The 15012-nt window shown below is 43.7% G+C and carries 12 protein-coding genes; 2 read left to right on the forward strand and 10 right to left on the reverse strand.

Annotation, left to right across the window (positions count from 1 at the left end):
• Positions 1–39: 39 nt before the first annotated feature.
• Positions 40–1233, reverse strand: coding sequence for a PDZ domain-containing protein (locus ACXAD1_RS21585; protein ID WP_370225360.1), 1194 nt, complete (start codon positions 1231–1233; stop codon positions 40–42).
• 243 nt (positions 1234–1476) lie between these two features.
• On the reverse strand, positions 1477–2928 hold the full coding sequence (locus ACXAD1_RS21590; RefSeq protein ID WP_474910937.1) for a S41 family peptidase: 1452 nt from the start codon (positions 2926–2928) through the stop codon (positions 1477–1479).
• A gap of 199 nt (positions 2929–3127) precedes the next feature.
• Between ACXAD1_RS21590 and ACXAD1_RS21595 the strand changes: the two genes are divergently transcribed.
• Positions 3128–3952, forward strand: coding sequence for a manganese catalase (locus ACXAD1_RS21595; protein ID WP_474910938.1), 825 nt, complete (start codon positions 3128–3130; stop codon positions 3950–3952).
• A 73-nt stretch (positions 3953–4025) separates the two neighbouring features.
• Here the strand turns inward: ACXAD1_RS21595 and ACXAD1_RS21600 are convergent, their stop codons facing one another.
• From ACXAD1_RS21600 to ACXAD1_RS21620, 5 genes are all read right to left on the reverse strand, one after another.
• Positions 4026–5360, reverse strand: a complete 1335-nt coding sequence (locus tag ACXAD1_RS21600; RefSeq protein ID WP_474910939.1) for a murein hydrolase activator EnvC family protein — start codon at positions 5358–5360, stop codon at positions 4026–4028.
• Between the two features lie 157 nt (positions 5361–5517).
• Positions 5518–6411 (reverse strand): permease-like cell division protein FtsX, encoded by an 894-nt coding sequence (gene ftsX, locus ACXAD1_RS21605; protein ID WP_206840130.1) that lies wholly within the window; start codon positions 6409–6411, stop codon positions 5518–5520.
• A complete protein-coding gene (gene ftsE, locus ACXAD1_RS21610) occupies positions 6401–7087 on the reverse strand; it encodes a cell division ATP-binding protein FtsE (protein WP_206840127.1) in 687 nt (228 codons plus the stop codon). The genes ftsX and ftsE overlap by 11 nt, the downstream gene beginning before the upstream one ends.
• Positions 7088–7614: 527 nt before the next feature.
• Positions 7615–7968 carry a cytochrome c551 gene (gene cccB / locus ACXAD1_RS21615; protein ID WP_019383351.1) on the reverse strand — a complete coding sequence of 118 codons (354 nt, stop codon included), beginning with the start codon at positions 7966–7968 and terminating at the stop codon, positions 7615–7617.
• A gap of 52 nt (positions 7969–8020) precedes the next feature.
• Positions 8021–8887, reverse strand: coding sequence for a YitT family protein (locus ACXAD1_RS21620; RefSeq protein WP_370223821.1), 867 nt, complete (start codon positions 8885–8887; stop codon positions 8021–8023).
• A 252-nt stretch (positions 8888–9139) separates the two neighbouring features.
• Here ACXAD1_RS21620 and ACXAD1_RS21625 point away from each other — a divergent pair, with 252 nt between their 5' ends.
• Positions 9140–9775 (forward strand): hypothetical protein, encoded by a 636-nt coding sequence (locus tag ACXAD1_RS21625; protein WP_474910940.1) that lies wholly within the window; start codon positions 9140–9142, stop codon positions 9773–9775.
• A 90-nt stretch (positions 9776–9865) separates the two neighbouring features.
• Here ACXAD1_RS21625 and prfB read toward each other — a convergent pair.
• The 3 genes from prfB to ACXAD1_RS21640 all read right to left on the reverse strand — a co-directional run bounded on the left by prfB (position 9866) and on the right by ACXAD1_RS21640 (position 14918).
• Positions 9866–10979 (reverse strand): peptide chain release factor 2 gene (prfB, locus tag ACXAD1_RS21630; protein WP_206840122.1). Its coding sequence is split into 2 segments (ribosomal slippage): positions 9866–10906 and positions 10908–10979, totalling 1113 coding nucleotides; the frame shifts between segments, so codons are not numbered across the junction.
• Positions 10980–11202: 223 nt separating this feature from the next.
• Positions 11203–13713, reverse strand: a complete 2511-nt coding sequence (gene secA / locus ACXAD1_RS21635; protein ID WP_206840121.1) for a preprotein translocase subunit SecA — start codon at positions 13711–13713, stop codon at positions 11203–11205.
• Positions 13714–13925: 212 nt separating this feature from the next.
• Positions 13926–14918 carry a nuclease-related domain-containing protein gene (locus ACXAD1_RS21640; RefSeq protein ID WP_474910941.1) on the reverse strand — a complete coding sequence of 331 codons (993 nt, stop codon included), beginning with the start codon at positions 14916–14918 and terminating at the stop codon, positions 13926–13928.
• Positions 14919–15012 lie beyond the last annotated feature (94 nt).

Genomic DNA, 15012 nt, shown 5'->3' on the forward strand with positions numbered 1-15012 from the left:
AATTATGATCATATTCTTGGGGATTTTGAAAATTTACACTTACACCGCTTCACTATCCCATTTCTTCTCTTCCTGCACAAACAGCAGCCCAAGTTCGTGATGATCCCCTTCATAAAGAGCGCGCTGGACGAAGCGGACCTGGCCGTTCACATCAAGAACCTCAAGTTTGCAGTGAGCACCGTTCTTTTGCAGCGCTTCATAGAAGCCTTTTTCATCATGGATTTTCACACCATTAACTTTTGTAACCACCTCTCCCACTTGAAGAGACATTTTATCAGCCGGTGAATCCGGAACTACTCCAAGCACCATGATTCCCTGATTGCGCTTGGAAAAGTAAAACGGTGCCTGATCCTCTGTCATTCTCTGGCGGAGAGAGATGAATTCACGCCCAATGATAGCAAGTGCTGCTGCTCCCACAGCTGCAAGCGGATACCAGTAGCCTGCAGATGAAATTAGCAAAAGGAGTATGCCAAACACGCTGATTCTTTGTCCAAGCAGTGCTGTTGCCTCTTTAGGAAGCGTGCCCTGGATCCGCTGGTAAAAACCTATCGAAAAAGGAACCAGAATGAGCGAATACGTTTCCCCGCCAATCGGGATCGCTGGCCACCAATCAAACGGCATCTGCAGTGCCTGACCGGGAATAAGCAGAAACACAGGCACCATCCAGAGTCTTTTTGATTCATGAATGCCAATGGTCTGGCCCCGTTTACTCTTTACAAGCCTGGGAGATGTGCCTTTCCGGCCGTTTCTTATAATCAGGAAGCCTTCTGCTATAACAAGAAGAGCAAGGAGAACAGTTATGGATGGAAAGATGGAAGAGTCAAGGTCTGCTGATGTCTTGGCGAATGATGGCAATGGCCATTTCTGTTCAGCAGCAAACATGGTTGCGAAAAATGCAAAGCCCAGGGTATAAACAGGCGCCATCCATCTCACTTTTGCCGTAAAGCTCCACAAGAACGTTAGAGCAGCAGTAAAAACAATCGTTTCCACTGGTACGATAAGTCCTGCACCGACCATCACGATACTCACTGAAAGACCTGCCAGGATCCCAAGAGGAAGAAGCTGCCTCAGCTCAAAATAAGCATTTTCCGCACGAACTGAAAAGTCTTTGCGCTCTCGCTTTACACGGGAAACCCCCAAAAATGCAGCTGCAAAAAACAGGTAATAAAATACCGGGTTCAGCAGCAGCTTTCCCGTTCCTTTTAAAAACTCAAAAATCCACTCCTCTATCAAACTTGCCACCAGCCTCTATAAATAAATTCTCATGAATTATGTAACAAACAGAAAACTCTATTACTCTTTATTCTACCAAAAGCGTCTTCCAAAACCTATCACAATCTGGCACAAATACAAAAAATAGCAGAAGGAAAATCCCTCCTGCTATATAGCGGGTGACAGGCACCTAGACCAGTACTAGACCAGTTATATAAGAAATGATGTTTTCGACAAAAACCGGGTGGTACCTGTCACCAACTATTATTTTGCAATATATCTCAGAGCCGTTTGCAGCTGAAGGTCATTCTGCTCTTTTTTCATTTCTTCAATGGCTGCTTGTTCGAGCGCTGCTGCTGTTTTTTTGTCTATCCGGCCGGTTCCTTCAAGCTCTTTTTGCTTCTGAAATGCTTTTACAGCAGCTGCAGTGGAATCATTGAAGTAGCCATCCGTCCGTCCTGGAGCATATCCAAGGCCCGCCAGAATTTCCTGTGCATTCTTCACCATTTCATTATTCATATCGATGGCCAAAGGCTTCTCCACCTGCAAAGGATGCGTTTGGTAGATGTCTGGCTGTTTGACCTCGAGGGTTGGTTTGATTCCCTTATTATGAATCCAGTTTCCGTCTGGTGTCAGCCATTTAAACAATGTAAGCTTGATATTGCTGCCATCTCCCATCGGAACTGGCTGCTGAACTGTGCCCTTTCCAAATGAATTTTCACCGATTATGGCATAACCCTGCGCTTCCTTTAAAGCGCCGGCAAGAATCTCCGATGCAGAGGCACTCCCTTTATCTACAAGAACAGCAATCGGATAGCTTTTAGGCTTTTCAAGTGTGGAGAAATACCTCATTTTTTCTCCATCCCGTTTCTCTATCTGTAAATATGGCTTATCAGCCGTAACCAATTCTTTCAGGATTTCCTGTACTGATGTCAGGAGACCACCGGGATTTCCGCGCACATCGATTACAAGCCCTTCGATCCCATCCTTCTCCATTTCACTCAGCTGTTTTGCAAATTCCTTGGATGTCTCTTCGGAAAATGAGGTGATTTCCAGATATCCTACATTTTTCCCTCTTTGCTTCTTGATTTCCGAGAATACCGTAATTTGTGGAATCTCATCTCTCTTTACTTCTACCTTTAAAGGTTCCTTAAGTCCCTGGCGCGCAATTTCAAGTTCTACTTTTGTGCCTTTTTTGCCGCGGATCTTCATGGTAGCTTTATATAAATCAAGACCCTCTACACTTTCCCCATCCACTTTTAAAATTTCATCCTTCGGCTTCAGCCCTGCTTTTTCAGCTGGTGAATCTTTAAATGGTGCAACAATGATTATTTTACCTTCCACCATGCTGACTTCTGCCCCAATCCCTTCAAAAGAAGATTCCAGTGTATCATTGAATTGTTTTGCTGTTTCTTCATCCATATAAACAGAGTATGGGTCTTCCAGGGTCGCCAGCATGCCCTGGATGGCTCCCTCCACGAGCTGTTTTTCTTCTACTTTTTCCACATAGCTATTTAAAATTAGCTGATAGGCTGTTTCCATTTTTTCGATTTTCTCTTTTTCAATTTGTGTTCCGTTTTCCTTAAAATCTATCAATTGATTTCCTGTTCCTGTCTGAGGAGTTTCTTTTGCCAGCCACTGCATGCCTGCATAAGTACCGCCAGCTCCTGTCAGCAATGATCCCGTCATCAGCACGGCGATCCACTTTCTGCTCATCTTCATCTCCCTTTCTATTTTGCAGCGGTCTCATAGGCCATTATAAAAACTTTCCATCATGATTGATGAAATGACCATGCTCATCACATCCTATGCTGGATAAGGACAAGTTATGATTTCAATAATCAGGTTAGGCATATGCACAATATCTCAATTTAAGAATATATTAAGTTGAATTTCACATAAAGGAAGTGTGCAAATGTTCTATCATATTAAAGAACTTCAATATAATGCCAAGCCTGATAAACCAGACTGGGTGTATGCTAAAAAGCTGCAGGAGCTGATTGGCGGACAATTTGGGGAAATGTCTGTGGCCATGCAGTATTTATTTCAGGGCTGGGGTGCGCGGAAACATGATAAATATCGGGATCTATTAATGGATACAGGGACCGAAGAATTGGCCCATATTGAAATGCTTGCCACCATGATTGCACGTCTGCTGGACGGGGCACCTGTAAAAGAACAGGAAAAAGCTGCCCAGGATCCGCTTCTTGCCGCGATTTTGGGCGGAATGAACCCTCAGCATGCGATTGTTTCCGGTCTTGGTGCCATGCCTGTCAATAGTGTCGGGGTCCCGTGGCAGGGTGGATACATCGTAGCCAGCGGCAACCTGCTGGCTGATTTCCGTGCGAATCTGAATGCCGAATCCCAGGGACGTCTGCAGGCTGTCCGTCTGTATGAAATGACTGATGACCACGGTGTCAAAGACATGCTGGCCTACTTAATTGCCCGTGACCGCATGCATCAGAACCAATGGCTTGCCGCGATAAAAGAGCTTGAAGCCCAGGAAGGAAAGACCGTGCCAAGCACATTCCCGAAGGAGCTTGAAAAAGAAGAGTTTTCCTATGTATTTATGAACCTTTCAAGAGGAGATGAAAGCAGCCAGGGCCGCTGGGCTCAAGGCAGGAGCATGGATGGCCAGGGAACCTTCCAATACATGCAAGAAGTTCCCCCTTTTGCTCCAGCACCTAAGCTGAAGCCGGCACCTCCATATATTCATGACACTCCTCCTAATGTTAAATAAATAGGATTATAGCCCCTCTTTAAGGGTAAAAGAAAAGTGGAAGAAGCTAAGCTCCTTCCACTTTCACTATTTTTTATAGAGGCACAATGCCTACTGGATTAATTGCATTTGATTTTGCTGCATTCCAAGAACCTCTGTGAAGTTCAAAGTGCAGGTGCTGGCCATAAGATTGTCCAGTATTACCCATGATACCGATTTGCTGGCCTTTAGAAACAGTCTGGCCAGAGCCTACAGAACGGCTTCTCATATGAGCATATACGGTTGTGTAAGTTTGTCCGCCTACAGAGTGTGCAATGAAAATGGCATTTCCGTAGCTGCTTGAATAGTATGAACGGATTACGACACCGTCTGCCGCTGCCACAATCGGTACTGTACCACCTGCAGCAATATCAACACCATAGTGCTCGCCTAATGAACGTCCGCCAAAACCAGAAGAAAGTCTTCCTGCAGCTGGTTTTGTCCATGCACCGCCGGAAACTGCCGGTGGAGTAACCTGCGGGCTGCTTGATGATCCGCTATCAGATGATGAGCTGCTTCCTGCTGATGAAGAACTGCTCTTTTTAGCCGCTTCCTGGGCTGCTTTCTGTTTTGCCAATTCAGCTTGTCTTGCTGCCTCTACCTGTTTTTGCTGCTCAATCTTAATCGCTTTTTGAAGTGCCGCTTCCTGGGCTGCAAGAATTTCATTTTCTTCTGCTAGTTCAAGTTTATGAGCATGCATTTCCTCTTCTTCATGCTTTAGGGATGCAAGCAGTTTATCTTTCTCTGCCTTTTGGGCATTTAAACTCTTTTTCATGCTTTCAAGCTCGGCACGCATTTTTTCTAAAGAGGCAAGCTCTTCTTTTATCTGAGCCTGTTTCTTCTCCAGCTCGTCTTTATCCGCCTGATGCGCTTTTAGAATATCCTGGTCTGCTTCTACGATTGTTGCAACTGCTCCAACACGTTCAACAAAGTCTCCAAAGCTTTGCGCACCCATTAAAACATCAATATAGCTCACCATTCCGCCAGTTTCCTGGTAATTGCGTGCACGGTCTTTTAATAGTTCATTGCGCTTTTTGATGCGCTCTACTAATATTTTAATTTCGGCTTCTAATTTTTCAATTTCCTTTTTTGTGTCTGCAATCTGGCCGTTTTTCTCTTCAATTTTTGCTAAAGCATCGCTGATCGCTTTATCAAGGCGCTCAATCTCACTTTGTACGGACTGTTGCTCGCCCTGGTTTTCGGTAAGCTTTTTATCTGTATCGTTAATCTTCGATTCTACTCCTGAACGCTGCTGGTTAATTTTGTCCTTTTGGCTGTTTAGATCGTTTAGTTTATTTGCTGCAGACGCCTTTTCAAGAGGCAGTCCTACTGTTGCGCTGCCAAACCCCAAAATGGCAGCCAATGATAATGTGATGATGGATTTCTTCAATTTTCCGATTTCTCCTTTCAATGAACACCATATGTACAGGTCAATCGTTCTATTTTTTTAACTATGTCTGAAACATTTAACATTGCTGAATCGTCTATTATTATGAGGCTAGAAGGCTCCTGGACAGGTTCCCCCCGCAGGGCCTTCTAAGCTGGTTCTATACCTTCAGGAACTTTCTGACTGACATCAGGCTTCCCCATACACCAATGAGTGCACCCATCAGGATGATGAGTCCGGAAATCTGATAGACAAACGGGCTAAATTCCAGCAGCTTGATAAAGTGTCCTTCAAGCTTTGGCGCCAAGTAATCATAGGCATAATAGTAAGCTGTTGAAACAAGTGCAATCGGAATAATGGATCCAAGCAATCCAAGCCATAAACCTTCCAGGAAGAATGGCCATCTGATAAACGCGTTGGTTGCTCCTACCAATCTCATAATCTCGATTTCTTTTCTTCGTGACATAATCGTAATTTTAATCGTATTGGAAATCAGGAACATGGCTGTAAATAATAGGCCAATAATCAGCACAAGGCCAACGTTTCGGCCGGCATTGATAAAGTTGAATAGCTTTTCAACCTGCCCTTGCCCATACTTTACTTTTGCTGCGTATTCCATTTTTTCAATCTGCTTTGCCGCTTTCATTGTATCTGCCGGGTTTTTCGTCTTTACGATAAATACATCGTTCAGCGGATTATCCTGTTCGAACAGTTTGAAGGCTTCTCCTTCTTCACCAAGGCTGTCTATTAAACTATCAAGCTCTTTTTCCTTAGTTGAATATTCCACTGTTTTGACTTCGGGTATTCCTTCGATTTTTTGCCGTAAAACTTCCTGATCCTGCTCATTTGCAGCAACATCGATGTGAACGCGGATTTCCACGTCCTCTTCAATGGTTGTAGCCACCTTGTTGAGATTCATCATAATGACGAAAAATACGCCAACCAAAATGAGTGTTACTGTCACCGCACTTGCCGAAGCAAACGTCATCCATCCGTTTCGACCGAGGCTCTTAAAGCTTTCACGGAAGTGCCGGCCCAATGTTCTAGCTTTCATAGCCGTAATCACCTCTTTGCTCGTCACGCACAATCCTTCCGCCTTCTATGGCAATAACGCGGTGCTTAATCGTGTTAACAATTTCTTTATTATGAGTTGCCATGACCACAGTCGTTCCTCTCGTGTTGATTTCATCGAAAATGTTCATGATTTCCCATGAAGTATCCGGGTCAAGGTTTCCTGTAGGTTCGTCCGCTATCACGACCTTTGGAGCATTTACGATTGATCTGGCGATGGAAACACGCTGCTGCTCCCCGCCTGATAATTCGGTCGGAAGCATTCTTGCCTTATGCTTTAAACCTACAAGGTCCAAAGTTTCCATTACTTGTTTTTTAATATTCTTCGGATGCTCTTCAATGACCTCAAGAGCAAAAGCTACATTCTCATAGACAGTCAGAGTCGGGAGAAGCTTAAAGTCCTGGAAAACAACACCAATTTTGCGGCGCATCAGCGGCACCTTTGCATTCCTTAATGTAGCAAGATTCACTCCGTCGATGGTTATCGTTCCGCTCGAAGGCTTTTCTTCCCGGTACATCATTTTAATAAAAGTGGATTTACCGGCCCCGCTCGGTCCTACCACATAAACAAACTCACCTTGTTTGATATGCACATCAATCCCGCTGGCAGCTGTAACACCATTGGGGTATCTCTTATATACGTCTTTCATATCGATCATATATATCACCTAGCATCTAGTGTGTATTAAGAATTAAATAACAGACGGCTTTTTTTCGCTAAAAAACGACATCCTTTCGACATAAAGAATGACAAAATACTTGTAAATACTGCCTATTTAGCCATCTAAAATTCTCACACAACCCATTATAACATCATAAGTTGTCAAAATAACGGAAAAAATTATTACAGTTTCTTTTCAATCCCTTAACTATTGTTACTTTTTTCCTGAGTTTCATTAATATTCTAGTGTTCTCTTCGCTCACTCGACGAATTTTTCCTTCTTTTTTCATATTGCATTCACTCGATTCATGTCAAAAATTGTCTTGCTCAGCATAAGCTGCTAGAAAAATAACCTCTCATATGTTGTTTATTCATTCACCTTAATGCAGTCCGTTGATTTGCTCTCCAGGATGCTCGATTTCCGCTCCAATCAACTAAGCGGTTATTAAACAAATAGCAGCATACCTTAAGATAAGAGAAAAAATAAAAACGTCCTGCTGAACAGAACGTTTTCATTTAATCCTATTATTTCTTGCCTGCTAGCCAGGATGCTACAGCAGAAGCTTCTTCTCCCTGAAGCAAGCCTTTAGGCATAGCCCCTTTACCGTTAGCAATTGTGTTTTCAATATCTTCCTGTGATAGGCTGGCACCAATTTTATCAAGTGCAGGCCCTACACCGCCTTCAAGATTTGCACCGTGGCAGCTTGAACATTTCTGTTCATAAAGCTTTTGTGCATCACCGGCGTCAGCAGTATCAGTCGTTGTTTCACCGCCGCCGTTTGTAGCAGTGTCCTTGTCTTCAGCCGCATCGTCACCGCCGCCGCAGGCTGCAAGAACTAAAGATGTACCCATCAGTAATGCCAGTAGCTTCTTTTTCACCTATAATTCCCCCTCAGGAAAAAATACTAAGTACAGCTATATTATACCAACACTATGCTCGTTTGAAACCCTCGCCCAACACCTCGGAAGCATCCGTAACAATGATAAATGCAGTAGGATCAATGGTTTGAACCAGTTGTTTCAATTTTGTGAACTCCGTCTGGTCCACCACACACATGAGGACTGGACGTTCATGGTCGGTATAACCACCGTATGCTGATAGTTTTGTCACACCGCGGTCAATTTTATTCAAAATTCCTTCACGAACTTCACTTTGTTTTTCCGTAATGATTAATGCCATCTTTGTCCGGCTGAATCCAAGCTGTATGAGATCGATTGTTTTGCTTGTTACATATAAGGCAATCAAGGCATAAAGCCCTTGCTCTATGTCAAAAATAATCGCAGCTGACAGTACGATCAATCCATCGATTATCGCTACACAAGTTCCAAGGGACAAACCTGTATACTTGTTAATAATCTGTGCTGCAAGGTCTGTGCCTCCAGTTGATGCTTTACCCCGAAATACAATACCTAAACCCAGGCCAACGCCAATTCCGCCAAACAAAGAAGCCAGCAGGGGATCAGATGTCCATGGCTCATAATCTTTTGTAAGAAAAACAACAAACGGCAGAAATATTGTACCAGCCAGAGTTTTCGCCCCAAATTGTTTTCCGAGCAAAAGCACACCTGCAATAAAAAGCGGTATATTAAATGCCCACTGTACATATGCGGGCTCCCAGCCAGCCACCGCATCCAGGATCGTACTGATCCCGCTTACTCCTCCTGATGCAATTCGGTTGGGAAGCAAAAACATATTAAACGCAATCGCCACTATTCCTGAACCTATTAAAACATATAAGTACTCCAGCAATCTCTCCGCCCTTGTACTATAAGTATATCCTCTTCTATTCTTGCCCATTTCTTCTCCCTCCGGTGTCCCGATCTATGCAGAATTAAGTTCATATTCCATTTTTACCGTCAGTGAGTATAGCATGGAGTCTGGAGCCTGTAAATGCCATTAGACTGCCGTATTAAAGGACTCTGACCTGCCTTTCCATTATGTTGCGATAAAAGCGTTCAATTTATCATGCGATTTTAATGTGTGATATGTTTATGAACATTAGTCCACAAAGCTCTTAGCAGCTTAATCTTCAGCATGAAATTATGCTGCATGTGGTATAATGTCGAAAAGGAGGTGAGAAAAATGGAGAAGATTCTTAATGAAATTTTGAGTACACTGAAAGAACATTCCAAGAGGTTTGATGGAATTGATGAGAAGTTCGTTTCGATTGATCAGAGGTTTGATTCGATTGATCATGAATTTGCTGATGTTAAACACAGGCTCGGGAATGTTGAGAACAGAATTGATAAAGTTGATAGCAGGCTCGGGAATGTTGAGAACAGAATTGATAAAGTTGATAGCAGGCTCGGGAATGTTGAGAACAGAATTGATAAAGTTGATAGCAGGCTCGGGAATGTTGAGAACAGAATTGATAAAGTTGATAGCAGACTTGGGAATGTTGATAGCAGACTCGGGAATGTTGAAAGCAGACTTGGGAATGTTGAAAGTAGACTTGGGAATGTTGAAAATAGTGTTGAAAGACTTTCTGAACAGATTGAGAACAATGCCACCGAATTCAGAAGCCATTTTAAGCATATTGAAACGAAGTTAGATCAGCATGAAGAGACGTTCGATGTTATTTCGGATGCTTTGAAGGGCACAAAAATTGATATCGAACACCTTAGTAAAAAAAGCGGAGTCCACGAAACCGAAATTAATCAACTCAAAAAGCGCATCCACTCCTAAAGCAATCCCCATTCACCGGCTAGCTCAGTTATAATCCAATAAAAAAACAAGCCTATGCCGGCCACATGCCAGCATAGGCTATTTTGCATATTAATCCTGAGGCAAAATCAATTTTGATCGCAAATATGCATTAATAAACAAATCCAGGTCGCCGTCCATAACTCCCTGGACGTTGCCGACTTCCGTGTTGGTGCGGTGGTCTTTTACCATAGAATACGGGTGGAAGACATAGGAGCGGATCTGGCTTCCCCAGCCGATGTCTTTTTGCTCGCCGCGGATTTCAGCCAATTCTGCTTCCTGCTCTTCGATTTTCTTTTGATAGAGCTTAGCTTGCAGCATTTTCATGGCACGTTCGCGGTTTTTGATCTGGGAACGCTCTGTCTGGCACGTTACCACGACATTTGTCGGCAAGTGGGTGATACGGACAGCAGAATCGGTCGTGTTGATATGCTGACCGCCGGCGCCGCTTGCACGGTATGTGTCGATTTTCAGATCTTCCGTACGGATGTCGATTTCAATTTCGTCATTGAACTCCGGCATCACTTCACAGGATACGAATGAAGTATGACGGCGGCCCGAAGAGTCGAATGGAGAAATCCTTACAAGACGGTGCACGCCTTTTTCAGCCTTTAAGTACCCGTAAGCGTTATGGCCCTTAATGCTAAGGGTAACACTCTTGATGCCTGCTTCATCTCCTGGCAGGTAATCAAGTGTTTCAACCTTGAAGCCTTTCTTTTCCGCCCAGCGTGTATACATGCGAAGCAGCATGCTGCCCCAGTCCTGTGACTCGGTTCCGCCTGCACCCGGATGCAGTTCAAGAATGGCATTGTTCTTATCATATTCTTCGCTTAAAAGAAGCTGAAGCTCGAAATCGTTCAGGCGCTTCACTAAGTCCTTGAGCTCTCCCTCTAGATCTGCCTGCAATTCTGCGTCGCTCTCTTCTTTTACCAGCTCATAAGTTAATTCCAGATTCTCAAACGTTTCGTATAAATCGTGGAATTCAACTACCTGTTCTTTCAGTGAGTTCGATTCACTGATAACAATCTGTGCCGCCTGCTGGTCATCCCAAAATCCGGGCTGCAGCATGACATCATCAAGCTCAGCGATGCGCGCCTCTTTGTTTTCTAAGTCAAAGAGACCCCCTAAAGTCCGCTAAAATCTTAGCTGTTTTTTCAAGTTCATTGCGAATATCTGCTAATTCCATTTTGGTCACCTCAAAAATTATTTTTTTCATATTATAGCGTGATTATCTATTAAAGCCATACTTTCATGGTAAGGCTTCAAAGTTTCCCCAAAGAGAGAAGCCGGCACTGTTGCCGGCTCTTGGTTTATTTTAAGTGAGAAATAAATTTTTAACGTCGATAACTGTCTAGCTCCAGCGCCTACCCCCTCGAGATGTCGGGGGTGGGCAAGGCGCTTCCGCTTTTCTATTCTGCACCACAGCAGTTTTTATATTTCTTGCCGCTGCCGCAGATGCATGGGTCGTTGCGTCCAACGTCCATCTGCTTGACCACAGGCTTTTTCTTAACCTTTTCACCGTCTTCTTTCGGGTTGACGGCTTGGCCTTTGGCCACTTCCTGACGCTCGAGGTTGTTGCGGATTTCGGCTTTCATAATATACTTTGCAACATCCTCTTCGATGGAAGCAATCATGTTTTCAAACATCGCAAATCCTTCTCCCTGGTACTCGCGGAGTGGATCTGTCTGGCCATATGCACGCAGGTGGATTCCCTGGCGAAGCTGATCCATTGCGTCAATGTGATCCATCCATTTAGAGTCAACTGCACGAAGCACGATGACTTTCTCAAATTCACGCATTTGCTCAGGGCTCAGCATTTCCTCTTTTTCATTGTAGCGTTCTTTAACCTTGGCAAAAATGGTTTCGGCGATTTCCTCCGTATCCTTGCCGCGGATATCATTAACGGTTAGGTCGCCTTCATTTAGAAGGTTTCCATTTACATAGTCAATGATGCCCTGCAGGTTCCAGTTTTCCTCGTCTTCATGTCCAGGTGCATACCCTTCCACATTGCGCTGGATGCTGGTCATAATCATCTTTTCAACAATCTCTCTCAAGTTCTCAGACTCCAGAACTTCGTTACGCTGACCGTAAAGAATTTCACGCTGCTGACGGAGAACATCGTCGTAAGAAAGAAGCTGCTTACGCGCATCAAAGTTGTTGCCCTCAACGCGTTTTTGCGCAGATTCAACGGCTCTTGAAACCATTTTACTCTGAATCGGCTGAGTGTCATCCATTCCAAGGCGCTCCATCATCGATTTCATATTGTCAGAACCGAATCGGCGCATCAATTCATCTTCCATGGAAAGATAGAATTGCGTGACACCCGGGTCTCCCTGACGTCCGGAACGTCCGCGGAGCTGGTTATCAATACGTCTGCTTTCATGACGCTCTGTACCAACAACACATAAGCCGCCAAGCTCCTTTACGCCTTCTCCAAGCTTGATATCCGTACCGCGCCCTGCCATGTTAGTCGCGATTGTCACAGCACCCTGCTTACCGGCATCCAGGATAATTTCCGCCTCACGTCCATGGTTCTTCGCGTTTAGAACATTATGCGGAACACCTTTTTTGCTCAGGTATTTAGAGATGATTTCTGATGTTTCGATAGCCACTGTACCGACTAGCACAGGCTGTCCTTTTTTGTGGCGATCAGCAATATCTTCCACAACCGCACGGAATTTTCCATCCATTGTTGCATAAATTAAATCAGGACGGTCATCACGGGCGATCGGACGGTTTGTCGGAATCACAATAACGTTCATATTGTAGATATTGCGGAATTCCTCTTCTTCCGTTTTCGCCGTACCAGTCATACCGGCAAGCTTTTCATACATACGGAAATAGTTCTGGAATGTGATCGTTGCAAGTGTCATGCTTTCGTTCTGGATTTCCAGGCCTTCCTTAGCTTCGATGGCCTGGTGGAGTCCATCACTGTAGCGGCGGCCCTTCATCAGACGGCCGGTAAATTGGTCAACGATGACGATTTCGCCTTCCTGCACAACATAATCGACATCCAGATGCATGCTGGAATGTGCCTTTAATGCCTGTGTAATATGGTGGTTAAGTGCAACATGAGAAATGTCAAAAAGGTTATCGATTCCAAAAGCCTTCTCTGCTTTAGTCATCCCTTCTTCTGTCAGCTGCACACCCTTTGTTTTTTCATCATATGTGAAGTCTTCATCTTTTTTCAGGCGGCTGACAAAGGCATTAGCCTGGATATAAAGCTGAGTGGACTTTTGTGCTGAACCTGAAATGATCAGCGGTGTACGTGCTTCATCAATGAGGATGGAGTCCACTTCATCAATTACGGCATAGTGCAGCGGGCGCTGAACCTTCTGCTCTTTGTAGAGAACCATGTTATCGCGAAGGTAATCGAACCCAAGCTCGTTGTTTGTGCTGTATGTGATATCGGCAGCATATGCTGCCTGTTTTTCTTCTTTGGAAAGCCCATTTAAGTTCAAGCCGACAGTCAGGCCCAGGAATTCGTAGAGCTGGCCCATTTCAGTGGCATCACGGCTCGCAAGGTATTCGTTGACTGTAACTACGTGGACACCCTTGCCTGTTAGGGCATTGAGGTAAACCGGCATCGTTGCAGTCAGGGTTTTACCTTCACCGGTTTTCATCTCTGAAATATTTCCGTCATGAAGGGAAATCCCCCCCATTAACTGAACCGGATAAGGATATAAGCCAAGAACGCGCTTTGCTGCTTCGCGGACAACCGCAAAGGCTTCAGTCAGCATATCATCGACGGTTTCGCCCTTTTGGTAGCGGGCTTTGAATTCTTCCGTTTTCTCGCGCAGCTGCTCGTCCGATAATTTTTCCATATCAGATGCAAGTGCTTCAATTTGTTCTGCCATTCTGGTGAGACGTTTTATTTCGCGTTTATTTTGATCAAACACTTTATTTAAAATCCCAAGCATAAAAACGCTCCTTTATGTTGGATATGACAGCACAAGTGCCCTGTTGATGACTCAAGGCGCCGGAACTATGCATATCTAAATTCAAAGTCTATTTAAGCATAGGTAGTTAAAGATTCGCTTCTTTTCGGCGGAATCCTCCCATGAAAATTCACATTATTTCTTATTAATATTACCACTTTGGGAGGGGGGTGACAACTTATGCCACATGCGGGCTATTCCAGATCCTTAATTTGCTGATAGTCTGGTTTCGGTAAATACACTCTACCTTTTTTTGAACCGGAACACCGCAGTTTGCTTGCTGAAAGAAGTTTTTTGGCTATATCTCCTGAAGAAATGTGAAGAAAACTGCAGATTTGTCTATTATTCAATGGAGAATCATTGTTGAGAAGGAATAAGTCCATAAGAGCTGAAATGTGAGCATTTTTCTCTTTGGTTTGACATTTGGTACAAAACCAAGTCCCATAATGGCGCTTCATGGGATATGATGAACAAACTCTGCAGATGACGCCTGTTTGTATTTCGGATGTTGAGATTTCGTAATGCTTTAGGATATCAAAACTTTTTGGGGTATGTTCTTTTAGAAGAGAGCGGGAGATTTTCTTCATATGTTTTGGTGATAGGACTTCTTTTTTATGAGCGGCCTTTATTTTCTCAATACTTTTCAAAAGGAATTGAACATGAAGGACACTTTGGAGCATTTTCACGTGGCCTGGAGCGGTTTTAAGAATGGTAGAGGGTTTGCTGCTGATGATGAAAAACTCAACGGGAATATTGATATTGCGTTTCAACAGCCATTTTTCCATTTCAGAACATTGTACTCTGGCTTGCTCTATCGGATTTGGATAGCCTTTGACTTCTCCTTTAGTATTTGTTTGGATTAATTGATTGAAATCAGGATCGAAGTATAAGGTTCCGCCATAGTTTTTCACTTCTAAAATTAAAGCAAAAGCGGGATGTAAGATGAGCGTGTCTATCTGAAAAAAATGCTTCCCACTTGAGAGACGAAGGTCATGGAAGATTAAAAACTCTTTTTCCGGCAGTTTACTTAAGTGGAAGTCAATTGCCTGCTCGCCTTTATATCCTGCTATTCTCCTGGTTTGTTCTGATTCGATAACTAACCGCTTTGGATGATTTTTCGCAATTCTCTTCAGCAATGCGTGATTTTTTTGTATTCTGATGGGGATAAATCGGTCTTTTTCAATCAAAAGCAGCACTCCTTTTTAGGTTTGAAGATAGAATTCGTTTACGGATGCAAATTTTCCTGCTTTTTGATTCATTTTCAATATAGAGTAAGTATAT

Source organism: Cytobacillus sp. ABV4_503 (genome assembly GCF_056158445.1).